This window comes from Neisseria subflava, assembly GCF_005221305.1.
In the GTDB taxonomy this organism is placed as follows: domain Bacteria; phylum Pseudomonadota; class Gammaproteobacteria; order Burkholderiales; family Neisseriaceae; genus Neisseria; species Neisseria subflava.
In genome coordinates this window covers 253373-278434 of record NZ_CP039887.1, presented here as the reverse complement: position 1 = coordinate 278434, position 25062 = coordinate 253373, and the positions used below count along the sequence as shown (strand labels likewise).

Sequence of the window (25062 nt, the reverse complement as noted above, 5' to 3'; positions counted from 1 at the left end):
ATCAAGCCGGATTCATAAACGCTTCAATTTCTTCCAAAGAAATATCCGCCGTCGCACCATGGCGTGAAGCCACCAATGCACCCAACGCACAAGCAAAAGCAATAGCTTCTTGAGGAGGCGCATTGTTCAGCAGTTTGTAAGTCAAGCCGCCAAGGAAGCTGTCGCCCGAGCCGACAGTATCCACCACTTTGACGCGGAAACCGCAATGACGGTATAACTCGCCGTCCTTATACAGAACCGCGCCATGGCTGCCCAAAGTCACGCAAAGGATTTTAACGCCGGTCAACTCAACGAGGTAGCCGATATTTTGCTCGATACTGTGATAAGGAGAACCATAGGCCGCAGCCAATTTATACAACTCATCATCATTGAGTTTGACCATATCGGACTGTTTCATGGTCTCCAACAAGCGGTCAATATCGTAATGGGGCTTGCGCAGATTAACGTCAAAAATTTTGAATTTGGCTTCTTTCAGCAAAACTGCCAAGCTTTTACGCGAAACTTCATCACGGGTTGCCAAGCTGCCAAAAACGAACGCATCGGATTCTGCCACACGTTTGATTGCCGCATCATCAACCGCAATCCTGTCCCACGCGCAAGGGTAAACAATCTCATAAGACGCACTGCCATACTTGTCCAAGTGTACTTTCACCAAGCTGGTCGCACATTCATGACAAACCTGCAAATAATCAGTGTTGACGTTTTTGCTTTGAATCTGGAGTAGCAATTCTTCGCCATCGGCATCATCGCCACGACGGCTGATGATGGCAGTATCGATACCCAAAGACTGCAAACGAACGATAACATTCAGGGGTGCACCACCCAATACCTTTCCGTTTGGAAAATCGTCCCACAGCACTTCGCCGAAACTGGTTACTTTCATTCTTGGCCTTCCTTTTTTGAGGTTGCTTGGCAGGGTCTGCACGCCCAACAGATTTTTTGCAAATCATGTACTTGTAGTAAAACTCCAGCATCGGGGGCAAAAGTATTATGTTTTAAAATATTGGGACTGACAAGCAATTAAGGGCATATCAGACAATAAACTTGATTCATTACAAAATTATATTGTTCCTATTTTTTTCTTTTTCTTTCACATTTATCCCTTTCTATTTCATTAAAACAAAATATTCTGAAATTTAAATACAAAAGGCCGTCTGAAAACTGATTCAATCAATTTTCAGACGGCCTTTATTGAAGTATTGCAGCGATTAAACTACAACTTCTTCTTTTTTCTTCACTTCTTTGGCAATGTTCTCACGACTCAAGCCAAACATCAGCAAGAGCGGGCTGGCAACCAATACGGAAGAGTAAATACCGAATACGATACCGATGGTCAGCGCCATAGAGAAACCGTGCAAGGCTGCACCGCCGAACACCAGCATAGAAACAACCATTGCCTCGGTCGAACCGTGGGTAATGATGGTACGGCTCATGGTTGCGGTAATCGCGTTGTCGATGACTTCCGGCACAGTGTGGCCGCGCATATGCGGCTTACGGAAGTTTTCACGAATACGGTCAAACACAACCACAGATTCGTTCACGGAATAACCCAGAACTGCCAAAATACCTGCCAAGACAGTCAGAGAGAATTCCCATTGGAAGAAGGCGAAACAGCCGAGAATAATCACGATATCGTGCATATTCGCAATAATCGCGGATACTGCAAAACGCCACTCAAAACGCATGGACAAGTAAATAATGATACCTGCCACCACGAAGCCCAATGCCATCAAACCATTGGTAACCAATTCTTCACCAACCTGAGGGCCGATAAATTCGACTTGGCGCAAGGTAACGTCAGGATTGTCTTTTTTCAGCAAATCCATCACTTGGTTGGACAACTGGGCAGACGTTACGCCTTCTTTGTTCGGCAGGCGGATCATGATGTGTTTGTTCGTACCCAATGCCTGAACCTGTACATCACCCATTTTCAGCGTATCGAGGCGTTCGCGCGTTTGATTCACATCCACGCCCTGCTGATATTGGACTTCCATCACCGTACCGCCGGTAAATTCGACGGAGAAATTCAGGCCTTTGGTTACCAAAAAGAACACGGCAGCGATAAACGTAACCAACGAAATAAAGGTCGTCAGTTTGCCGTAGCTCATAAACGGAATATCGCGTTTGATTTTAAATAATTCCATGTTTTACTCCTTGCCTTCTGCCATTTCAGCTTTCGGCTTCCATACCGAACCAATGGAAATATTCCGCAATTTGCGACGGCGGCCGTACCACAGGTTGACCAAAGCACGGAACACGACCACAGACGAGTACATCGAGGTCAGAATACCGATACAGTGTACAACGGCAAAACCGCGTACAGGACCGGAGCCGAATACCAACAAAGCAATACCGGCAATCAGAGAGGTCAAGTTAGAGTCGACAATGGTTGCCCAAGCATGTTGGAAACCGAGGTTGATGGCCTGTTGAGGTGGTATACCTGCGCGTAATTCTTCACGGATACGCTCGTTAATCAATACGTTAGAGTCAATCGCCATACCCAATGTCAATGCCAACGCGGCAATACCCGGCAAGGTCAGCGTTGCCTGCATGGCAGACAAAATGCCCACCAAAAATAAGATATTGGTACTCAAAGCGATGGTAGAGAAGAAACCCATCAGGCGGTAGTAAACCACCATAAATGCAGCAACGGCGGCAAAGCCCCACAAGGTGGAATTGAAGCCTTTTTCAATGTTTTCTTTACCCAAAGACGGGCCGATGGTACGTTCTTCGACAATCTGCATAGGCGCAGCCAGCGAGCCGGCACGCAGCAACAATGAAGTATCGTTGGCTTCGGCAGTTGTCATGCTACCGGAAATCTCCACACGGCCACCGGTAATGGCGGAGCGGATGACAGGCGCAGTCACAACTTCGGATTTACCTTGGTCGATCAACACCATAGCCATACGTTTACCCACATTGGCCGAAGTCAATTCGCCAAAAATACTGCCACCCGCGCTGTCCAAGCTCAGGCTCACAGCAGGAGCGCCCATTTGGTCAAAGCTAGGTTGCGCGTCGTTGATGTTGTCGCCGGTCAGTTCAACTTGTTTGTTGACCAAAATAGTTTCCGGATGATCGCCACCGCTTGACAGTAACTCGTAACCAGTCGGCACATTACCGTTTAAGGCTTCTTGCAGTTTAATCGGATCGTCTTCCACCATGCGCACTTCCAAAGTCGCAGTACGACCGATAATGTCTTTTGCTTTGGCAGTATCTTGTACACCCGGCAGCTGTACAACAATGCGGTCAAGACCGGATTGTTGGATAACCGGTTCTGCCACACCCAATTCGTTCACACGGTTGTGCAAAGTGTTGATGTTTTGCTTAACCGCATCAGAGCGTACTTTATTAATCACCTCCTCAGATAGAGTCAGCACGATATTGTTGCCGTCTGCAACTAAAGTGGCTTCAGGGAACATTTTTTGCAACTGAGGCAAGGCCTTTTGTACATCGGCGGCATCTTGCAGAGGCACAGTCAGACCATTTTCAGCCTGATGCACCGTACCGGTCCGGATTTTTTCGCGGCGCAATTCGCGGCGGATGTCGCCGGCGTAACGTTCAAACGTTTTCTGCATCGCGGCTTTCATGTCCACCTGCATGGTGAAATGTACGCCGCCGCGCAAGTCCAGACCCAAGAACATCGGATTGGCTTTAATTTTCGCCATCCATTCAGGGCTGTCCGCCAAAAGGTTAAGCGCAGTAATATAGCCTTCGCCCAAAGTGTTTTCGATGACATCACGCGCTTTCAATTGCGTTTCAGTATCTTTAAAACGCACTTTCAGCGAGTTATCGACAATGAACATACCGTCAGTTTGAATACCTGCGCTTTGCAACGCAGAAGACACTTTAGACTGGGTTTGCTCATTGATAACGATGGCTTGTCGGTTGGTCGATACCTGTACGGCAGGCGTTTCACCGAAAAGGTTGGGCAGCGAATAAACAGCTGCAACCACAATCGTGAACGCAATCAGCAGGTATTTCCATAAAGGATAACGGTTCATGGTAAACCTTTGCTTTATTTATAAAGGCAAACAGCCGCACTCGGAAAATGAGGCGGCTTTTCGCAAAAAAACGGATTATTCGGCTTTCGCGGCAATCGCGTTGCGTTCAACTTCTACTTCGATTCTCGCACCTTGGCCGATGTCGACAGTGTAGAATTGCTCGCCGACTTTAGTCACGCGGCCTTTGAAACCTGCAGCCAAAACGACTTTATCGCCTACTTTCAAAGCAGCCAGCATCGCTTGGTGTGCTTTGAATTTCTTTTGTTGAGGACGCATAATCAGGAAGTAAAACACCACCATAATCAGCAGTAAGGGGGCAAATTGAGCCACAGCTTGATTCATAATATATCCGTTCTTTTGAGTTTTAAGATAAAGTAAAAAACTGCATACAGCCCAAAACGCAGTTGGTCGGACTGTAAAATTGAGCTATTCTAAAGGCCGTCTGAAAAATTTCCAAGCATTTCCGTATTTATTAACCATATTTAGCAGTCCGTGCGACTCGTTCGAGACACACCTTCCATGCTTAAAAAAATCATTTGGCGCGTGCGTACCCTGCTGCGTCGACTACTCGGCAAAAATGCCCGCACCGTATGGATTTCCCATCCTATATTTCTGCAGCACCAGCCGGGCACCAACCACCCCGACAAGCCCGAACGCATCAGTGCCATTCAAGCCGCCTTAAAAAAGGAAGGCATCTGGCGTCATCTGCAAACCGCTGAAGCACCCGAAATCAAAGATGCGCAACTGGCATTGGTTCACTCGCGCAATTATCTGCACGAATTGGAAGCTGCCCAGCCGCTTCCCGGCAAAATCCACCGCATCGATGACGATACGGTCATCTGCCACGACTCCCTTCAAGCCGCCCGTTTTGCGGCCGGAGCCGTTGTCAAGGCAGTCGATATGGTGATGAACAAAAAGGCTTGGCATGCTTTTTGCGCCATCCGCCCACCCGGCCACCATGCCCACAGTAACAGCGCCAGCGGATTCTGCCTCGTCAACAACACCGCCGCCGGTGTAATGCACGCCATTGCCCAATACCGTCTGCAACGCATCGCCGTCATTGATTTCGACGCCCATTTCGGCGACGGTACGGCGGAGATTCTCCGAGACGATCCGCGCGTGATGTTTTTTAACCTGTTTGAAACCGACATCTTCCCCTTCCCGGAAGCGGAACAATACGCCGGCAGTAAAAATATGCTGCATACGCCCCTCAAACCCGGCACAGGCAGCCGTATCTTCCGTACGACCATCCGCGAACAATGGCTGCCCAAGCTGGAAGCTTTCCGTCCCGAGTTGGTGTTGCTTTCAGCCGGTTTTGACGGGCACAAACAAGACGAAACAGGCCGTCTGAACCTGCATGAAGCCGATTTTGCCTGGCTGACGCACAAAATCGTCCAAGCAACGGCAAGCTGTCAGGGACGTGTCGTTTCCGTACTGGAAGGCGGCTACACCTTGGAATCCATGTCCAAATCCGCCGCCGCCCACATCCGCGTATTGGCAGGCTTGAGCAAGGCAGATTACGTCATCGCCTACCAAAAGCATTTGAAGCGCGGTAAAAGTAACAATCCTACGCAATAACGCATTTAAACTATCGACCCCAGGCCGTCTGAAAACATATTATCTGTTTCAGACGTCCTTTTCTTCATTTACACACCTTAATTTGAGCAAAGACAAACCATTTCCATATTATCAGTAGTAAAATAATAAAAATAAAACGTACAAATAAAAATAGTTCACACACCTCACTGTTACCCTTTCCCCAATTGACCGTCTTTTTCAGACGGCCTCCATTTAAAAAAAGGAGCGTTACAATGAAAGCAGCACGTTTTTACAACAAAGGCGACATCCGCATCGAAGACATTCCAGAGCCAACCGTAGCTCCGGGTACTGTCGGCATTAATGTTGCTTGGTGCGGTATCTGCGGTACCGACCTGCACGAATTCATGGAAGGCCCGATTTTCATTCCGCCTTGCGGCCACCCACACCCAATCTCAGGCGAGTCTGCGCCAGTCACCATGGGTCACGAGTTCTCCGGCGTGGTTTATGCCGTAGGCGAAGGCGTGGACGACATCAAAGTCGGCCAACACGTCGTGGTCGAACCCTACATCATCCGCGACGACGTACCGACCGGCGAAGGCAGCAACTACCACCTCTCCAAAGACATGAACTTCATCGGCTTGGGCGGCTGCGGTGGCGGCTTGTCTGAAAAAATCACCGTCAAACGCCGTTGGGTACACCCTATTTCCGACAAAATCCCATTGGACCAAGCCGCTTTGATTGAGCCTCTGTCCGTCGGCCACCACGCTTATGTCCGCAGCGGCGCGAAAGCAGGCGACGTCGCATTGGTCGGTGGCGCAGGCCCGATCGGTTTGCTGCTTGCCGCCGTGTTGAAAGCCAAAGGCATCAAAGTCATCATCACCGAATTGAGCAAAGCGCGCAAAGACAAAGCCCGCGAATCTGGCGTTGCCGACTACATCCTCGACCCGTCCGAAGTCGACGTCGTCGAAGAAGTGAAAAAATTGACCAACGGCGAAGGCGTAGACGTCGCATTCGAATGTACCAGCGTGAACAAAGTTCTGGATACTTTGGTTGAAGCGTGCAAGCCCACGGCCAATTTGGTTATCGTCTCCATCTGGAGCCACCCCGCCACCATCAACGTCCACAGCGTCGTGATGAAAGAGCTGGACGTGCGCGGCACCATCGCCTACTGCAACGACCACGCCGAAACCATCAAATTGGTTGAAGAAGGCAAAATCAACCTTGAGCCTTTCATCACCCAGCGCATCAAACTGGACGAATTGATTTCCGAAGGCTTCGAGCGCTTGATCCACAACAACGAATCCGCAGTAAAAATCATTGTTAACCCTAATCTTTAATCCTAAGGTTTAAAGAATAAACAGGCCGTCTGAAACTTTTCAGACGGCCTGTGTACTTGATAAATTCCCGAATGGCCCAATTCTATGCCGACCATTCACTTATCAAGAGTAAAACTCCATGAATCCAAAATACGCCCCACTCTTTCAAACATACACCCTCAATAACGGCGTAACCATCAAAAACCGCCTTGTCGTCGCCCCCATGACCCATTTCGGCTCACAAGCCAACGGTTTGATCAGCGACCAAGAGCGTACCTTCCTCAGCAACCGCGCAGGCGATATGGGCTTGTTTATCACTGCCGCCACTTTGGTTCAAAAAGACGGCAAAGCCTTTCACGGCCAACCTGAAGCCACAGGCGAACACTGCCTCGACAGCCTGAAAGAAACCGCACAAATCCTGCAACAGCAAGGCGCAAAAGCAATTTTACAAATTCATCACGGCGGTTCCAAAGCCATGGATGACCTTTTGGACGGTCTCGATAAAATCAGCGCTTCCGCCAGCGAAGCCGAACACGCACGCGAAGCGACCGCAAAAGAAGTCGAAGCACTCATCGCCTCTTATGCGCAAGCCGCCGATTTGGCGCTTCGTGCCGGTTTTGACGGCGTGGAAATCCATGGTGCCAACACCTATCTGATCCAACAGTTTTACTCTGCCCAAAGCAACCGCCGCAACGACCAATGGGGCGGCAGCTTGGAAAACAGAATGCGCTTCCCGCTGGCCGTTATCGATGCCGTGGTTGCCGTCCGTGAAAAACACCAGCGCAACGACTTCATTATCGGCTACCGCTTCTCCCCTGAAGAGCCGGGCGATGACGGCTTAACCATGACCGAAACCGGCGCACTGATTGACGCATTGGTACAAAAACCGCTGCAATATCTGCACGTTTCCTTGTGGGAATTTGATAAAAAAATCCGTCGCGGCGGCGATACCGCCCAAACCCGTATGCAGTTTATCCACGAACGTATCAACGGCAAATTGCCCCTTATCGGCGTGGGTAACCTGTTTACCGCCGACCAAATTTTGGCCGCCTATGAAACCGGCTGGGCAGAATTTATCGCATTGGGCAAAACCGTGATGATTAATCCGCACATCGCCACACAAATCCGTGAAGGCCGCGAAGATGAAATCGAAACCCAACTCGACCCGACGCGTGCCGACCATTACGGCCTCCCCGACACCTTGTGGGGATTTGCCTCCAGCGGTACGCAATCATGGCTGCCGCCGGTAAAAGGCGCGGAATGGAAACCGATGGATATTTAATCATCGATTCATAAACAAAGGCCGTCTGAAACTTTTCAGACGGCCTTTGTTTTGGCGCAAACATTGAATTATCAAGCATTTTTTTGTACAATTCCGCATCTTTCAATCTATTGCAGGGCGTGTTGCACACGCCCTTATTTTAGCCTGTTTTCCAACACCCATATCCTTCAGGCCGTCTGAAAAAGCGGCCTGAAACTTTTTGCAAAGAAAACCATGTCCCAAGAAATCCTCGACCAAGTGCGCCGCCGCCGCACGTTTGCCATCATCTCCCACCCCGACGCGGGTAAAACCACGCTGACCGAAAAGCTCTTGCTGTTTTCAGGCGCGATTCAGAGCGCGGGAACGGTAAAAGGCAAGAAAACCGGAAAATTCGCCACCTCCGACTGGATGGAAATCGAGAAGCAGCGCGGCATTTCCGTGGCATCAAGCGTAATGCAGTTCGACTACAAAGACCACACCGTCAACCTCTTGGACACGCCGGGACACCAAGACTTCTCCGAAGACACCTACCGCGTATTGACCGCCGTGGACAGCGCCTTGATGGTCATCGACGCGGCAAAAGGCGTGGAAGCGCAAACCATCAAACTCTTGAACGTCTGCCGCCTGCGCAATACGCCGATTGTCACGTTCATGAACAAATACGACCGCGAAGTGCGCGATTCTTTGGAATTGCTGGACGAAGTGGAAAATATTTTAAAAATCCGCTGCGCGCCGGTAACTTGGCCGATCGGCATGGGTAAAAATTTCAAGGGCGTGTACCACATCCTGAACGACGAAATCTATCTCTTTGAAGCCGGCGGAGAACGCCTGCCGCACGAGTTCGACATCATCAAAGGCATCGATAATCCCGAATTGGAACAACGATTTCCGTTGGAAATCCAGCAGTTGCGCGACGAAATCGAATTGGTGCAGGCTGCTTCCAACGAGTTCAATTTCGACGAATTTCTCGCCGGCGAACTCACGCCCGTGTTCTTCGGTTCGGCGATTAACAACTTCGGTATTCAGGAAATCCTCAATTCATTGATTGACTGGGCGCCCGCGCCGAAACCGCGCGACGCGACCGTGCGTATGGTCGAGCCGGACGAGCCGAAATTCTCCGGATTTATCTTCAAAATCCAAGCCAATATGGATCCGAAACACCGCGACCGCATCGCCTTCTTGCGCGTCTGCTCCGGCAAATTTGAGCGCGGCATGAAGATGAAACACCTGCGCATCAACCGCGAAATCGCCGCCTCCAGCGTGGTTACATTCATGTCGTACGACCGCGAGCTGGTGGAAGAAGCCTACGCGGGCGACATCATCGGCATCCCGAACCACGGCAACATCCAAATCGGCGACAGCTTTTCCGAAGGCGAACAACTGGCGTTCACCGGCATCCCCTTCTTCGCGCCCGAACTGTTCCGCAGCGTCCGCATCAAAAACCCGCTGAAAATCAAGCAACTGCAAAAAGGTTTGCAACAGCTCGGCGAGGAAGGCGCGGTGCAGGTGTTCAAACCCATGAGCGGCGCGGATTTGATTTTGGGCGCGGTCGGCGTGTTGCAGTTTGAAGTCGTTACCTCGCGGCTGGCCAACGAATACGGCGTAGAAGCCGTGTTCGACAGCGCATCCATCTGGTCGGCACGCTGGGTATCGTGCGAAGACAAGAAAAAACTGGCGGAATTTGAAAAAGCCAATGCAGGCAATCTCGCCATCGACGCAGGCGGCAACCTCGCCTACCTCGCGCCTAACCGCGTCAACCTGAATCTGACGCAAGAACGCTGGCCGGATATTGTGTTCCACGAAACGCGCGAACATTCGGTTAAACTGTAAAATGCAAAGGCCGTCTGAAACTTTCAGACGGCCTTTTTTTCATTCGATATCAACCCAACAAATCCCAAGCAAACTTTCCAATGGTCAGACACAGCAGCAACATAAATCCGTAACGCAGCAGCTTGGTTCCGCCGCGCATTGCCAAGCGCGCTCCGACCATGCCGCCACACAAATTCGCCACTGCCAACGGTATCGCCCATGCCCACACAACATGGCCTTGCGGGATAAAAAACGTCAGCGCGGCAAGATTGGTGGTCGAATTGATGACCTTTGCCGAGGCGTTGGCCGCTAAAAAATCATAGCCGTAAAAGCGAACGAACACAAAAGCCAGCAGGCTGCCTGTTCCCGGCCCGAACACACCGTCGTAAAACCCGATTAACGCGCCGAAAAATAAGCCCCATAAGGTTTCGCGGCGCGTCAGCTTTTCAGTGCGCACCGTCTGCCCCAAGTCTTTTTTCAAAAAAGTGTACAGACACATAGCAATCATGATGACCAACATCGCCGGTTTCATGTATTGCACGGGGAAATACACCACCGTTTTCGCGCCCAAATATGAAGCAGCAAACGCCAACGCCGCCGCAGGCAACAGCATTTTCCACGGCACAGGAATTCGGCGCAGATATTGCCCCGTCGCGGTCAATGTGCCGCAGCAGGAAGCAAATTTATTGACACCCATCACAGAGGCCACAGGCGTAGCATTTGGCAATAGGTTGAACAATCCGGGAATCTGCAACAGCCCTCCGCCGCCAACCGCCGCATCCATCAGCCCGGCGGCAAAGCCGACCAACACCAGATAATAAAAAAACGAATCTGTAAGCATAATGTCCATCTCTAAAAAGCAAAGCGATTTTGCGCGTGTTTGCCTGTCCTGACAACCTAAAAGGCCGTCTGAAAACAAGAAACCATATTCTGTTTTCAGACGGCCTTTTGTTATTTGGCAATATTTACCGGCTTATTGCTTACGCTTGTCCCACCATGCAAACAAATTGCCCAAAACCGTTCCCGATACAGAGTGCCAAACGCAAGCAACGGCGGCGGCAACTGCAGACTCGGCATTACCGGGGAAGAATTTAGCACTCAAACCGGTGGCAAGTCCGGCGTTTTGTACACCGACTTCGATGGCAAGAGTGCGTTTTTTGGCGGTGTTCATGCCGGTCAGCGCGCCGCTGTAATAGCCAAGAATGTAACCACCAATGTTGTGGGCAGCGATGGCGAGTACCATCACGAAAGCGGATTCAGCAAAGCGGTGTCCGTGAACGGCAGCAACGCCGCCGACAATGCAGGCAAACGCGACAACGGCAACGGCAACGGCAACGGCAGGCAGCAGGGTAACAAGCAACATAAACTTGAACATACCCCAGCCGTCCATTTCGACGGTTTGTCCGACCAAATAAGTCATACACAACGGCGTCATCACAGGAGCAAGGACGGTGGAAACAGTGGTCATGCCGACCGAAAAGGCAACATCGCCTTTAGCCAAAAAACTCATAATGTTGGACGAAACGCCGCCCGGACAAGTACCGACCAAAACCAAACCTAGCGTCAATCCGGGCGAAAGGTCAAAGGCTTTGGCAATACCGATAGCGAGCAGGGGCATAATCGTGTATTGGGCGATTGCGCCGATAAAAATATCGAGCGGACGTTGCGCCAAAATTTGATAATCTTCTTTGCCCAAAGTCATGCCCATACCGAGCATGATGATGCCGAGTACGACAACTTGCGTATCGCCTTTTACCCACGAAAAAGTGGCAGGTTCGATAAAGGCGATGATGGAGGCAAGGACGATAATCAGGGCGATGAAGCGGGTCATTTGCTGACTGACTGCGGTCAGAAAGTTCATGTTTTTACTCCTTTGTATGTTCTTATCATGACAATAATTGCCATAATTTAACACATATTAACAATTGCGCGCAATTACAGTAACGAAATAGGGAACCTACCATCCAATAATGTTTAAAAACAAACCGCACCGATTCCACTCAATATCAACACAAAGGCCGTCTGAAACTTTTCAGACGGCCTTATCCTATCCGTTCATCATCGATTTATTCGATATTTTGAACCTGTTCGCGCATTTGTTCGATCAAGACTTTCAGTTCAACCGACGCTTGCGTACATTCAGCGGCGATGGCTTTACTGCCCAAGGTATTGGCCTCACGGTTCAACTCTTGCATCAAGAAATCCAAACGTTTACCTGCGCTACCCTTGCCTTCGGTAACAATGCGGCGTACTTCTGCGATATGGGTGCGCAAACGGCTGAACTCTTCATCCACATCGGATTTTTGAATAAACAAAGCAAATTCCTGTTGCAGGCGGTCGTTGTCGATATTGCCAACGGCTTCTGCCAAACGAGCTTTGACTTTGTCCATATGCGCCTGCAGCAGGCTTGGGAACAATTCGTTCAAAGCGTCCACAATCTCTTCCATAGCGGTCAGACGTTGCAGCAAATGTTCGCCCAGTTTTTTACCTTCGCGTTTGCGGGCGGCTGTGAACTCTTTCAACGCGTCGGTCAATAAATCTTTGACACCTTTCGCCAAGGTCTCGGAATCTTCGCCCTGCCCTGCCAAAACGCCGGGGAAACGCAAAACGTCGGCCACGCTCAGCTTGCCGAAATTGTGTTCCTTACGCCATTCTTTGTTTAAATGCGCCAGCTGTGCGACCAAATCCTGATTGACTTCCAAAGTCTGACCGCCAGAAGCCGCATCTTGCAGCTGAACACGGCACTCCAATTTACCGCGCGCCACAGCCGCGGCAATCTGTTCGCGCAATGCGCCTTCCAAATAGCGCAACTCTTCCGGCATACGGAATTGGACATCCAAATAACGATGGTTGACCGCACGGATTTCCAAATTAATCCGCTTGCCGCAGCATTCGCCTGCAGCATTGGCAAAGCCGGTCATGCTGTGGATTTGAATAGTTCGTCTTGTAGCCATAGTTTTACTCCGTTTCCAAATACGAGTGAAAGTATGGACACTATAACACACCCGACCAACGATTTTCAGACGGCCTTTGATGCCAAATTCCTCTATAATTCAAGGCAACCTGTTTTTTATTCTCCCCAAAAGGACCATCATGAGCGACTACACCCGCACCGACCGCGCCGCCAACAGCCTGCGCAACATCAAAATCACCCCCAATTTCCTGCCACACGCCGACGGCTCCTGCCTTATTGAGTGTGGCAACACCAAAGTGATTTGCACTGCCTCCATCGATGAAAACGTTCCCCCTTTCCTACGCGGTAAAGAACAAGGCTGGGTAACGGCCGAATACGGTATGTTGCCGGCCTCCACCGCCTCCCGTATGCGTCGTGAAGCCGCCGCAGGCAAACAGTCCGGCCGCACACAAGAAATCCAACGCCTGATCGGCCGCTCACTTCGCGCCGTCGTCGATATGGAAAAACTCGGCGAACGCCAAATCCTGATTGACTGCGACGTTATCCAAGCCGACGGTGGCACGCGTACCGCCTCCATTACCGGTGCCTACGTTGCCCTGCAAATCGCCGTGGACAAACTCCTTTCAGACGGCCTTATCAGCGAAAACCCCATCCGTGAAGCCGTTGCCGCCGTTTCTGCCGGCGTGGTGGGCGGTGTACCACTTTTGGACTTGGACTATCCCGAAGATTCAGGCTGCGACAGCGACGTTAACATCATCATGACCGCATCCGGCAAAATCATCGAAATCCAAGGTACAGCCGAAGGTGCACCGTTCAGTATCGAAGAATTGGGCAAGCTGATTGCCCTCGCGCATAAAGGCATTGCCGAATTGGTCCAACACCAGCAGGCCGCCCTTTTGGCCCAATAATCAACAAGGCCGTCTGAAAACTTTCAGACGGCCTTTTTTAACCCAACCCCTTTATGCGTATTTACTCAAAAAAGCGCGTTCTATCCTTGAATTCCATGTAAAAAATAGTAATAATAACCCTTTTTCCAGCAAACCAAGCTGCCCGACAACCCCCACAAGAAAGCACGAAACATGGCGTTAATCGTACATAAATACGGCGGCACATCAGTAGGCTCGCCCGAACGCATCAAAAACGTAGCCAAACGTGTCGCCAAAGCCCGCGCCGAAGGACACGACATCGTAGTCGTCGTATCCGCCATGAGCGGCGAAACCAACCGACTGGTCGCACTGGCGCACGAAATGCAAGAGCATCCCGATCCGCGCGAACTCGACGTCGTTCTCGCTACCGGCGAACAAGTGACCATCGGCCTGCTGGCCATGGCCCTGAAGGACATCGGCGTTGACGCCAAGAGCTACACCGGCTGGCAAGTCGCCCTCCAAACCAACACTTCCCACACCAAAGCCCGCATCGAAAACATCGACGACGAGAAAATGCGTGCCGATTTGGCCGCCGGAAAAGTCGTTATCGTAGCCGGTTTCCAAGGCATCAGCAGCGAAGGCAATATCTCAACCCTCGGCCGTGGCGGTTCTGACACCTCCGCCGTTGCCATCGCCGCAGCCCTCAAAGCCGACGAATGCCAAATTTACACCGACGTGGACGGCGTTTACACCACCGACCCACGCGTCGTACCCGAAGCGCGCCGCATGGATACGGTTACATTTGAAGAAATGATCGAATTGGCAAGCCTCGGCTCGAAAGTCTTGCAAATCCGTTCCGTAGAATTCGCCGGAAAATACAAAGTGCGCCTGCGCGTACTGAGCAGCCTGCAAGACGGCGGCAACGGCACCCTGATTACCTTTGAAGAGGACGACAACATGGAAAGAGCAGCCGTAACCGGTATCGCATTCGACAAAAACCAAGCACGCATCAACGTACGCGGCGTACCTGACAAACCCGGCGTTGCCTACCAAATCCTCGGCGCAGTGGCCGATGCCAACATCGAAGTCGACATGATCATCCAAAATGTCGGCAGCGAAGGCACAACCGACTTCTCCTTCACCGTTCCACGCGGCGACTACAAACAAACCATCGAACTGCTGCAACAACGCCAAGACAGCATCGGCGCTGCCTACATCGACGGCGACGACACCGTATGCAAAGTCTCCGCAGTCGGCTTGGGCATGCGTTCACACGTCGGCGTAGCAGCCAAAATCTTCCGCACCCTCGCAGAAGAAGGCATCAACATCCAAATGATTTCAACTTCCGAAATCAAAGTATCCGTCCTGATTGACGAAAAATACATGGAACTGGCTACCCGCGTTCTGCACAAAGCATTCGACTTGGGTAACTAATTCCCATCCAGTCAAAAAGGCCGTCTGAAACTTTATTGTTTCAGACGGCCTTTTTTATTAAAACCTTGCTGTTTCAAAGCTCAATTCTTCCCTTCTCTCGAAAAATGCTCAATCTCAAATCCGCTCTGACGATAAGCTCGGAAACGGTCTCGGGCTTCGGCCAAATCTTCTAAGCTGTTGCCCACAATTTCAAGGATACGGTTTGGAATGGCCGGGGCTTGGCTCCAAAAATCGGCAGACAGGTTCAAAACCGTGCAATCTTGCGGAATATTCGGCAATGCGTTTCCAAACGCAAGCAATACCGGCGTTTCAGACGGCATGGGGTCGGTAGGCAGCCAGACTTCATGCGGAATAAAGCTTTCGGGAATCTGCTGCCATAAATCAACGTCTAGTTGCTGCACTGCCGCAGAAGAATCCGACCACACCAAAATCTGCCCGCCATCGCGTATGGCGCGCGCAATCAGGCGGCAGGCAAAGGCGGCCGGTTGGGCGACGTGTGTATAAAAAGTGGCTTTAGGCATGGCGTATTCTTTCGTTTGAGCAATAGATTTGCCGTTTTCAGACGGCCTTTTTGGTTTTCAACAATCTCAAGGCATTGCCCAACACCAGCAGCGAGCTGAAACTCATGCCGAGCGCGGCAATCCACGGGGTAACGTAACCAAATACGGCCAATGGAACGGCAACCAGATTGTATGCGCTCGCCCAAGTCAGGTTTTGACGGATGATTTGATGGGTGCGGCGTGCCTGTTCCATCATCACGGGCAAAACGTTCAAATCATCATTGAGCAAAACCACATCCGCACCGTCTCGCGCCACATCGGCACTCGTGGCCACGGCGGCCGATACGTCGGCTTGGGCAAGGACGGGGGCATCGTTGATACCGTCGCCGATCATCATGACTTTACGTCCTTGTTTTTGCAGATTTTCCACATAAGCCAGCTTGTCTTCAGGCGTGGCTTCGGCGCAATAAGCGTCCAAACCCAGCTCTTGCGCAACTTGGGCTACGGCAGCCTGACGGTCGCCGCTTAAAAGGTGCAGACGGATGCCGTGTTGTTTCAGGTTTTGCAGCATTTCAGCGACGCTGTCTTTGATTTGGTCTTCCAGCAAAAAGGCCGTCTGAAAACCGCTTTGATTGCCCAAGAAAATAATGCCGCCTGTGTGGTCGATATGTGCAAATACTTCGGGAAGATTACCGGCAATTTCCGAGACAAACGCCGCTTTGCCCAAAGCCCAAACTTGGGTTTCGCCATCAAATTCGATTTGCGCGCTGACACCGTGTCCGATACGGTTGACCCGTTGCTGCACTTTCACATCAAGCGCGGATACAGGGCCGTCTGAAAGCGTATGGTTCAAAATGGCACGGGCGATGGGGTGTTCGGATTGCTGTTCCAATGCTTGGGCGATAGCAAGGGCTTGGACTTCGTTCAGACGGCCTGTATGCAACATACGGCTGACGGAAAGCTGCCCTTTGGTCAGCGTACCGGTTTTATCGAACACGACGTCGTCAATTTGGGCAAGCGTTTCCAGGCTTTGTTTGCCGCTGATAAGAATGCCGTCTTTGGCAAGCGCACCGGTAGAAGCGGCCAGCGCGGTCGGCGTGGCAAGCGACAAGGCACACGGGCAGGTAATGACCAGCAGGGCAACGGTAATCCACAAAGCAGTGTGCGCGTCAGCATACCATGCCCAGCCGATAAAAACAGGAATCGCAAGCAAAAGTTCGCCAAACACGAAACTGGACGCGTATTTTTCGGCCAACTCGGCGGCACGCGGTTTTTGCGCCAGCGCACGGTCGAGCAGTTTAACGATATGGGACAAACGCGTGTTGCCGCCGGTATGATCGGTGTGGATGATTAAAGGGCTGCTGGTGTTGAGCGTACCGGCGGTTACTTTTTCAGACGGCCTTTTCACGATGGGCAGGCTTTCGCCGGTCAACATGGCTTCGTTAACCTCACTCTCGCCGGACAAAACCGTACCGTCCACCGGAATGACTTCGCCGGGTTTCACAACAATCGTATCGCCGATATTGAGGCGGACGACTGCGGCTTCCTCGATGGCTTCGCTTTCAGGATAAGACGGCAAACGGTGGCAGAATGCCGGAACCAATTTAACCAACCGCTCCGCCGCATCGCCGGCTTTGCGTCGGGCAATCTGTTCCATAAAACGCCCGCCCAACAGAAAAAACAGCAACATGGCAATGGATTCAAAATACATGCCCTGCCCTGCATTGGTAGCCAGGCTGTAAATACCGGCGATAAAGGTCATCACAATGGCAATGGCAATCGGCGTATCCATGCCGACACGGCGGTTTTTCCAGTCGCGCCAGGCGCCGCGGTAAAACGGCAACGCGCTGTAAAACACAACGGGCAACACCATCAAAAAGCCGCCCCAATGCAGGATTTCCAAATAAAGCGGCTCGATGTCGCCGCCGTAAAAATAAGTCGGCAGGGCAAACATCATCGTTTGCATCATGCCCAGACCGGCCACGGCCAATCTGACGATAAACTGTTTGCGTTCCTTCTGCGCCTGCGCTTCGATTTTTTGCGCATCATAAGGCGCGGCGGTATAACCGGTTTGGCGGATTTTCAGCAAAATGTCCGACAATTCGATGTGGGCGCCGTCCCACACCACGCGGCAACGGTGGGTGCTGTAATTCAAATCCACGCGCACCACGCCCTTCATGCGCAACAACTGCTGCTCAATCAGCCACACACACGCGGCGCAGGTAATGCCGCCCAGCATCAACACCGCCTCGCGCTCATCCCCTGCGCCGACCTCGACAAAATCAGCCTGCACTTCGGGCAAATCATATAGCTTTAATTGCGACAACACTTCCGGCGGCGGCAATTCAGATTTTTCCGCGTCTGCAGTACGCTGTTTGTAATAATTGCCCAAACCTGCATCGATGATACTCTGCGCCACCGCTTGGCAACCGGCGCAGCAGGTTTCGTGTTCTTCGTCTTCAAAACGAACCGTCAGATGCAGATGCTCCGGGACTTCAAGTCCGCAATGGAAGCAGTTTTTTTGGGGATGTGTGGAAGATGTCATAATGTGTTCGATTTATTTTTCAGACGGCCTGAAATAATCGTTTCAGGGTGTTACATTTTAGCAAAAAGCGTTTTTCCGCCTCATTTCATTTACTTTTGAATTAATAGACTGTCGAATTTTATAAAAACCATGGAAAACAAAGTATTGACCGTTTATCAAATGATGAACGGTAACATATAAATACCGTTTATCTTTAAAAACTTCCAATTATTTTAACGTAAAAATGGAACTTTTTTAAAAATCCAAATACATTTTTTATTGACCTCAATCCATTTAAGCAGCATACTTTAGGCATTCCGCGAAGACGGAAATAAAAAACACACATTTACTTATAACACTAACTTATTGGGAAACCTCACCATGATTGATCGCCTTATGCCTATCTTTGCCGTTATCGGCATTTTGTCCAGCACCGTATACCTGAGCCTCGCCGCTTGGATGCTTTACGAAAGCGTGTTCAAAAAGAAAAGCCCTCTGTCGGCATAATCCTCGGATTTAAAATTTTACGGTAAGGCCGTCTGAACATTCAGACGGCCTTGTTTCATTCCATACTATCAATCACTTGGCTGTACGGCCAATTCAATCATCGCTTCGCGTAAACCGTCCAGGCCTAAACTTTCGGCAACGGAAACATTCACGCCGACGGCATGCCCGGAGTTGTCGCGCAAAATGCCTGCTTCACGCATACCCGACGGCAGCAAATCAATTTTGTTGTACACCACCAATTGCGGAATTTCATGCGCGCCGATTTCTTCCAAAACCACATTCACATCGTCCATCTGCCGCTCGAAATCGGGATTGAACACATCGACGACGTGCAGTAGCACATCTGCCATCGCCGTCTCTTCCAAAGTAGCGGAAAACGCCGACACCAACTTGTGCGGCAAATCGCGGACGAAGCCGACTGTATCGGTCAAAATCACACTCGCCTCGTGCGACAGGAAAAGCCGTCGCGCAGTGGTATCCAAAGTGGCGAACAACTGGTCTTTCGCCAATACGTCCGCTTTGGTCAGGCGGTTGAACAGGCTGGATTTTCCGGCATTGGTATAGCCGACAATGGCAAAGGTTTTCAGACGGCCGCTCATGCGCGATTTGCGGCGCGTGGCGCGTTGTTTGCGGACATCGGCAAGCTGTTTTTTCAATGCCGTGATTTTTTGTCCGATTAAACGGCGGTCGGTTTCCAGCTGGGTTTCGCCCGGCCCTTTCAAGCCGATGCCGCCTTTCTGGCTTTGCAAATGTCCATAACCGCGCACCAGCCGTCCGCTCAAATGGTTCAACTGAGCCAGCTCCACCTGCAACTTACCTTCCTGCGACTGGGCGCGTTTGGCGAAAATCGCCAAAATCAAACCCACTCTGTCGAGGACGCGGCATTGAAGCTCTTTTTCCAGATTACGCTCTTGTGTCGGCGTGAGTTCGTGGTTGAACACGACCAGTCCGACATCATGCTGCTTGACCACTGCCGCCAACTCTTCCGCCTTGCCCGTACCGACAAACAAAGCCGGATGCGGTTTGTCACGGCGTGAAGTTTCGATAGAAACCAAATCGCCGCCGGCCGCACTCACCAATTCTGCCGCTTCGGTCAAGGCCGTCTGAAAGCCGCGCTCGCGCGTTTCGTTTGCGCCGGAATAGTCCGCCGTCAGCATTACGCCGACCAAGAGGACGCGTTCGGGCTGCTCCAAAGATTTATCGACGGAAAACAGATTGCGCTTGCTCAAAAAATTTCCTTTCAGACGGCCTGACGGCTGAGTCAAAGTGCCGATTAACGGTTTTTCAAAATATCGGCGAAATATTCGGTCACTTCTGCCAAACGTCCGCCCTGCGCGGCATAAGGCTGCATTACGGCCACCAGCTGCTCCAACACTTCACGCGTTTCGGTTTGCGCGTGTTCGCGGTAGAGCCACATATTTTGCATGGTTACCGTGGTCAATGCCTCGCGTACATTAAGCAAGAGCAAGTGGCGGCAAGACTCATAGCCTTGACGCAAATCGCCGGCCGCATAGGCGGTAACCGACAATTCATAGTCGATGTCCAACTGATAAACATTGCTTTGGACAAAAAGAATATCGTCTTTCGGGAACGGAATGCGTTTCGCCATCAGGCCGATCGCATGGGAAATGCGGTATTTTCCTTCCTGGCGCAGCATAGTTTGTGCAAGGTAGAGACACTCGGCACGGCGCGGATTGTAATCGTAGCCTGCCAACCAAGTCGCCAGGGCTTCATCACGTTTGCCCATTAATTTATAGCATTCGCCCAGCTGTTGGTAAGAAACCGTCACTTCCTCGATCCAACCGCCCAACTCGATGCGTTTTTTAAACCATTCGCTCGCACGCTCGGGCATATCAGAATCCCAATAAGAACGCGCCGCATAAAAGGCGTAACGCGGTTTCAGGTCTTCATCTTCAGGGCTGTAAAACGCTTTTTCCAAAGAAACGGCGTCAAGCAGGTATTTGTTCGCCATATTGCTGCGTGCGCCGAAACGGCCGCTGAGGACCGTATAGTCGCCATGAAGCGTGGCTTCGCTGGTATCTTGTTTGTCGGTTTCGATAAACTCGTGCAAGACGCCGCGCCAGTAGAATGTACCGTCATTGCGCAACAACAGCGGACGGTAATAAACCACGCCGCCCATGGCATTTCTCATGCGGAGGCGGTAACGGTCGGCGGTCAGCTCGGGTAATTCCAATTTGCCTTCAAAGCGGTCGTCCGCATCAAAAATCAACACGTAATCGGTTTTCCCTTTTGCGTGTTTCAACGCCTGATTGCGGTTGTATGCAAAATTTTGCCAACCATCCTGATGAATCTCGCCCGCGATGCCCTTTGCATCGAAAAAGCGACGGATCACGCCGACGGTATCATCTGTTGAGCCGGTGTCGCTGATGACATAGTAGTCAAGTTTGATGTGGTCGGTGATGTTGGCCAGTGTTTCTTCGATGATTGCCGCTTCGTTTTTGACAATCATATTCAAGCAGATGGTTTGGGACATTTTCAATAGCCGCATTGGTTTGGAAAGGTATTATTTTACTTTAGCATTTTGTTTTTTGCACACAAAATACTCAGGCCGTCTGAAGATTGCCTTTCAGACGGCCTGAAGTTTATTTTGCCTTATCTTTTTTCCTGACGACGTATCAGATACACCGCCAACAGCGCAAACAAAACCGTCGGCAATGCGCCCGCCAAAAACGGCGGCACGCCGTACAACTGGCTGGTAAAGCCGAAGAGCCGTCCGGCAAAGTGGAACAGCAAACCGAGGCAGATACCGCCGAAAAGTTTCAAGCCCATATTGCCGTGGCGCGTGGTTTGCGGGGTAAAGGCGAAGGCAACAAGCGCCATCACCCATGCGGCAACGGGATACACCAGCTTGCTCCACCATGCGATGGCATAAACTTGGGTATTTTGGTTGTTTTTTTCCAGATGGTCGATGTAGGTGGTCAATTCGCCGACAGACATTTGGTCAGGCTTGACGAGCAATACATCCATCAGGTTGCGTTTGACGGAAATCGGCCAGTTTTCTTCGGCGGCAGTAGAAACCTCGACTTTATCTTCGCCCAATATACTGCGGCGGATATTTTTCAGCTGCCAGCTGCCATCGGGATTCAAAACCGCTGATTCGGCTTCTGCCGCTTGGATCAGTTCGTTTTTATCGTTGCGCTGCCAAATTTTGATGCCCAAAAGCGTATGGTCGGGCAACATTTCGCGCACGTTGATAATGCTGTTTTTTTCTTTCAGCCAAAGGCCGGTATTGCCGGTACTGATTTTGCCGTTGATAGCCGCGGCTTTGATGTTTTCGGCTTTTTGGCTCAGCGCGGGGGCGACCCATTCGCCGAGCGCAACGGTGGCAATGGCGAAAATCAAACCGAACTGCGACAGAATCAACAGCAGCTTTTTGGTACTCATGCCGCTGGCTTTGATAACGGTCAGCTCGCTGCCGGAAGCCAGTTGGCTGAGGGAAATCAGGCCGCCGATCAAAACGGCAAGCGGCATCAGTTCATATGCGCGCGCAGGCATCTGCATTAAAACATACTGCCCCAATTTTGCGCCGTTATAGCTGCCCTTTCCAAGATCGCCGACTTCGTTGATGATTTCAAAAAAGCTGTACAAAGCGAGGAAGGCAAGGAGGGCGTAAACCGCCATAACCGCCATTTGACGGATGATGTAACGTGAAATCAGGTTCATTTTCCGCCTTTCAATGTCAGACTTTTGGCAACCGCCTGCCAGAAGGGTTGGCTAGGCATACTGCGCACGCGCAGCAGGACGACGGCAATCACAAACATGATGATGTGCATAGGCAGCAGTCCGATCCAGAAATGGATTTTGCCGTCTTCCACAGCATTGCGCAGAAAGGTCAGCCCGTTTTGGTAAACCAAAAACAAACCGATGGCAATCAGGATATTGTAGGTATGGCCGCTGCGCGGATTGAAATAGGAAAGCGGCACAGCAAGCAGGCACAACAGCAAAACGCTGACGGTCAAGGAAATACGCCACATCAATTCCGCCTGGTGTTGGGGATTGCTGCTGCCAATCAGTTGGGCGGTCGGAATGGTACGGCGGTGTGAAACAGGGTCGATGAGTTTGGGCGTAGTGCTGATAATCAGGCTGAGCTGTTGGAAAGAAACGCGGTTGTAATCGGCTTTGCCAGGCGTACCGCTGTAACGGTAGCCGTCGCGCAATTCAAGCGTGCGTTTGTTGTCGGTCAGCGAAAAATTGCCCTCTTTGGCAAAAACGATGTTGTCGTTGCCGTTTTTGTCCTGCTCGCGCAGGAACAGGTTTTTCATGATGCCGGATTCAGTATCGAAGGTTTCGACAAAATAAACCCTGCCGTTGCGCTTGCCCAAGTTATTGAACTCGCCGGCTTCCACCAAAGACAACTCCTGCTTCTGCTTCAAAATTTCGGCATATTCGCGGCTGCGCAATTCTGCCCACGGCATCACCCAAAGCTGCATGACGGCAATCAAAATGGCAAACGGCACGGCAAACTGCATGACCGGGCGTATCCATTGTTTCAATGCCAATCCGCAGGAAAGCCAAACCGACATCTCGCTGTCGCGCCAGTAGCGGGTCAATACGGCCAACGTACTGATAAATGCGGTCAACACCAGCAAAAGCGGGGTCATGCCGATTACCCAGAAGCCGACTAAGGCCAACACGGCATCGATGGCGACACGCCCGTCGGCTGCGCGGCCAAGCAGGTTGATGGCCTGCGTCGACACCAATACCGCCAAGAGGACGACAAAGATGCCGACGGCGGTAAAGGAAAGTTCTTTAATAAAGTTTCTTTGGTAAATCATAAGATTGAGCGTGGTATACGGTTTATGGGAAACCTATATTTATTAATAAGGCTTCAGACGGCATGACACAAATGGAGTACAATGATTTTCATCTGTTCGGACGGTTGGTCAACATGCCGTCTGAACAACCGACAACCGTTCCAATCAGGAGAATAAACGTGAAATTTAGCACAAAAGCCGAAACTTTGCAGGCTCAACAGGCAGGTGCGCAATTATTTGTCTGCACCGAAGCATCGCAACTGAGCAACCCGACTGCCCTCGCCCTCTTCGCTTCCCTTGAAGAAGGTCAAAATTTCGCCGACACCAAAATCCCGACGGACAACGGTTTGCAAGCCATTGCCGTCGCCCTCCTCGCTAAAACCGACCGCGCCGCATTGAACAAAGCCGCAGCCGAAGCCGCCAAATGGGCGCAAAATCAAGAAACGGTCAATGTGGACGTTCATGCCTTTGAAGAAGCGCAAGCCGCCGCCGTTGCCGAAGCGTTTGCGATTGCTTTCGGCAATGCCGCCTACCGTTTCGACCGCTACAAAAAAGAAGCCAAACCGGCCAAATTTGCAGAAGCCGTGTTCCACAGCGCACACGAAGCCGCCGTCAAAGAAGCCCTGCGCGTTGCCGAAGCGCAGGTTTACGGACAAAGCCTCTGCCGCGACTTGGGCAATGCCGCACCCAACGAATGCACGCCTGAATTCCTCGCGCGTACTGCCAAAGCCGAAGCCGAAAAATTGGGCGCACACGCTAAAATCATTGAAAAAGACTACATCAAAGAAAACATGGGTTCGTTCTGGTCTGTCGCCAAAGGCAGCGTCGAAGACCCATATTTGGTCGAATTGAGCTATTTCGGCGCAGCCGACAAAGAAGCCGCGCCTGTGGTATTGGTCGGCAAAGGCATTACCTTCGACACCGGCGGCATCTCCCTCAAGCCCGGTCTGAACATGGACGAAATGAAGTTTGACATGTGCGGCGCGGCAACCGTCATCAGCACCTTCTGCGCCGCCGTCAAACTGCAACTGCCGATTAACCTCGTCGCCATTGTTGCCACCTGCGAAAACATGCCTTCCGGCGCGGCAAACAAACCGGGCGACGTCGTGAAAAGCATGAAAGGCCTGACGATTGAAGTGTTGAACACCGATGCCGAAGGTCGTCTGATTTTGTGCGACGCGCTCACTTACGCCGAACAGTTCAAACCCAAAGCCGTCATCGACGTCGCCACCCTGACCGGCGCGTGCATCATCGCCTTGGGACATGACGTCAGTGGCGTGATGGGCAACAATCAGGATTTGGTCGACAGCCTGCTTGCCGCCTCCCGCAACGTGGACGACAAAGCATGGCAACTGCCGCTCTTTGAGACCTACAAAGACCAACTCAAATCCAACTTTGCCGACATTCCAAACATCGGCACGCCGGGTGCAGGCACGATTACCGCCGCAACATTCTTGTCTTACTTTACCGAAGACTATCCATGGGCACACCTCGACATCGCAGGTACTGCATGGAAATCCGGCGGTGAAAAAGGCGCGACTGGCCGCCCTGTTCCTTTATTGTTGAACTATCTGCGCAATGTGAAATAAATCTTGGGGGGAAGTCTGCGGGGTTAA

The 25062-nt window shown here is 51.3% G+C and carries 21 protein-coding genes; 8 read left to right on the top strand and 13 right to left on the bottom strand.

The genetic code is table 11. The features are described from left to right. Position 1: 1 nt before the first annotated feature. From FAH66_RS01400 to yajC, 4 genes are all read right to left on the bottom strand, one after another. Positions 2–883 carry a carbohydrate kinase family protein gene (locus FAH66_RS01400; RefSeq protein ID WP_137040339.1) on the bottom strand — a complete coding sequence of 294 codons (882 nt, stop codon included), beginning with the start codon at positions 881–883 and terminating at the stop codon, positions 2–4. Between the two features lie 325 nt (positions 884–1208). Continuing rightward, on the bottom strand, positions 1209–2144 hold the full coding sequence (gene secF / locus FAH66_RS01395) for a protein translocase subunit SecF (RefSeq protein ID WP_049350727.1): 936 nt from the start codon (positions 2142–2144) through the stop codon (positions 1209–1211). A 3-nt stretch (positions 2145–2147) separates the two neighbouring features. Next, complete coding sequence (gene secD / locus FAH66_RS01390) at positions 2148–4001, bottom strand: protein translocase subunit SecD (protein WP_137040337.1); 1854 nt, start codon at positions 3999–4001, stop codon at positions 2148–2150. A gap of 75 nt (positions 4002–4076) precedes the next feature. Continuing rightward, positions 4077–4343 carry a preprotein translocase subunit YajC gene (yajC, locus tag FAH66_RS01385; protein ID WP_003678762.1) on the bottom strand — a complete coding sequence of 89 codons (267 nt, stop codon included), beginning with the start codon at positions 4341–4343 and terminating at the stop codon, positions 4077–4079. Between the two features lie 177 nt (positions 4344–4520). Here yajC and FAH66_RS01380 point away from each other — a divergent pair, with 177 nt between their 5' ends. The 4 genes from FAH66_RS01380 to FAH66_RS01365 all read left to right on the top strand — a co-directional run bounded on the left by FAH66_RS01380 (position 4521) and on the right by FAH66_RS01365 (position 9947). Beyond that, entirely contained in the window at positions 4521–5579 is a 1059-nt protein-coding gene (locus FAH66_RS01380; RefSeq protein WP_137040335.1) for a histone deacetylase family protein, read from the top strand. Positions 5580–5812: 233 nt separating this feature from the next. Next, positions 5813–6877, top strand: a complete 1065-nt coding sequence (locus FAH66_RS01375) for a 2,3-butanediol dehydrogenase (protein ID WP_137040333.1) — start codon at positions 5813–5815, stop codon at positions 6875–6877. A 118-nt stretch (positions 6878–6995) separates the two neighbouring features. Beyond that, on the top strand, positions 6996–8138 hold the full coding sequence (locus FAH66_RS01370; RefSeq protein ID WP_137040331.1) for an NADH-dependent flavin oxidoreductase: 1143 nt from the start codon (positions 6996–6998) through the stop codon (positions 8136–8138). A 213-nt stretch (positions 8139–8351) separates the two neighbouring features. Continuing rightward, entirely contained in the window at positions 8352–9947 is a 1596-nt protein-coding gene (locus FAH66_RS01365) for a peptide chain release factor 3 (RefSeq protein WP_137040329.1), read from the top strand. Between the two features lie 49 nt (positions 9948–9996). Here the strand turns inward: FAH66_RS01365 and FAH66_RS01360 are convergent, their stop codons facing one another. The 3 genes from FAH66_RS01360 to FAH66_RS01350 all read right to left on the bottom strand — a co-directional run bounded on the left by FAH66_RS01360 (position 9997) and on the right by FAH66_RS01350 (position 12880). Next, a complete protein-coding gene (locus FAH66_RS01360) occupies positions 9997–10767 on the bottom strand; it encodes a sulfite exporter TauE/SafE family protein (RefSeq protein WP_137040327.1) in 771 nt (256 codons plus the stop codon). Positions 10768–10899: 132 nt separating this feature from the next. Beyond that, complete coding sequence (locus FAH66_RS01355) at positions 10900–11787, bottom strand: bile acid:sodium symporter family protein (protein ID WP_137040325.1); 888 nt, start codon at positions 11785–11787, stop codon at positions 10900–10902. Between the two features lie 205 nt (positions 11788–11992). After that, the gene (locus FAH66_RS01350; RefSeq protein WP_308862455.1) at positions 11993–12880 is read right to left on the bottom strand and encodes a YicC/YloC family endoribonuclease; all 888 of its coding nucleotides are present in this window, start codon (positions 12878–12880) and stop codon (positions 11993–11995) included. 139 nt (positions 12881–13019) lie between these two features. On the opposite strand from FAH66_RS01350, the gene rph reads away from it, so the two are divergent. Together rph and FAH66_RS01340 are read left to right on the top strand one after the other, a co-directional pair. Beyond that, positions 13020–13748 (top strand): ribonuclease PH, encoded by a 729-nt coding sequence (rph, locus tag FAH66_RS01345; protein ID WP_137040323.1) that lies wholly within the window; start codon positions 13020–13022, stop codon positions 13746–13748. A 171-nt stretch (positions 13749–13919) separates the two neighbouring features. Further along, positions 13920–15140, top strand: coding sequence for an aspartate kinase (locus FAH66_RS01340; RefSeq protein ID WP_137040321.1), 1221 nt, complete (start codon positions 13920–13922; stop codon positions 15138–15140). An 80-nt stretch (positions 15141–15220) separates the two neighbouring features. On the opposite strand, the gene FAH66_RS01335 is transcribed toward FAH66_RS01340, so the two are convergent. Both FAH66_RS01335 and FAH66_RS01330 read right to left on the bottom strand, forming a co-directional pair. Further along, the gene (locus tag FAH66_RS01335; RefSeq protein WP_137040319.1) at positions 15221–15661 is read right to left on the bottom strand and encodes a DNA polymerase III subunit chi; all 441 of its coding nucleotides are present in this window, start codon (positions 15659–15661) and stop codon (positions 15221–15223) included. Positions 15662–15698: 37 nt separating this feature from the next. Further along, positions 15699–18185, bottom strand: a complete 2487-nt coding sequence (locus FAH66_RS01330; RefSeq protein ID WP_137040317.1) for a heavy metal translocating P-type ATPase — start codon at positions 18183–18185, stop codon at positions 15699–15701. A 360-nt stretch (positions 18186–18545) separates the two neighbouring features. Between FAH66_RS01330 and FAH66_RS11115 the strand changes: the two genes are divergently transcribed. Beyond that, complete coding sequence (locus FAH66_RS11115) at positions 18546–18671, top strand: hypothetical protein (protein WP_003678791.1); 126 nt, start codon at positions 18546–18548, stop codon at positions 18669–18671. 68 nt (positions 18672–18739) lie between these two features. Here FAH66_RS11115 and hflX read toward each other — a convergent pair whose 3' ends face one another. From hflX to lptF, 4 genes are all read right to left on the bottom strand, one after another. Further along, complete coding sequence (hflX, locus tag FAH66_RS01325) at positions 18740–19900, bottom strand: GTPase HflX (protein ID WP_137040315.1); 1161 nt, start codon at positions 19898–19900, stop codon at positions 18740–18742. A 44-nt stretch (positions 19901–19944) separates the two neighbouring features. Beyond that, positions 19945–21165: a glycosyltransferase gene (locus tag FAH66_RS01320; RefSeq protein ID WP_244284964.1), complete on the bottom strand. Its 1221-nt coding sequence runs from the start codon at positions 21163–21165 to the stop codon at positions 19945–19947. 119 nt (positions 21166–21284) lie between these two features. Then, positions 21285–22355 carry an LPS export ABC transporter permease LptG gene (gene lptG, locus FAH66_RS01315; protein ID WP_137040313.1) on the bottom strand — a complete coding sequence of 357 codons (1071 nt, stop codon included), beginning with the start codon at positions 22353–22355 and terminating at the stop codon, positions 21285–21287. Continuing rightward, positions 22352–23467, bottom strand: a complete 1116-nt coding sequence (gene lptF / locus FAH66_RS01310) for an LPS export ABC transporter permease LptF (protein ID WP_137040311.1) — start codon at positions 23465–23467, stop codon at positions 22352–22354. Before lptF ends, lptG begins: the two co-directional genes overlap by 4 nt. A gap of 158 nt (positions 23468–23625) precedes the next feature. On the opposite strand from lptF, the gene FAH66_RS01305 reads away from it, so the two are divergent. After that, the gene (locus tag FAH66_RS01305) at positions 23626–25035 is read left to right on the top strand and encodes a leucyl aminopeptidase (protein WP_137040309.1); all 1410 of its coding nucleotides are present in this window, start codon (positions 23626–23628) and stop codon (positions 25033–25035) included. Positions 25036–25062 lie beyond the last annotated feature (27 nt).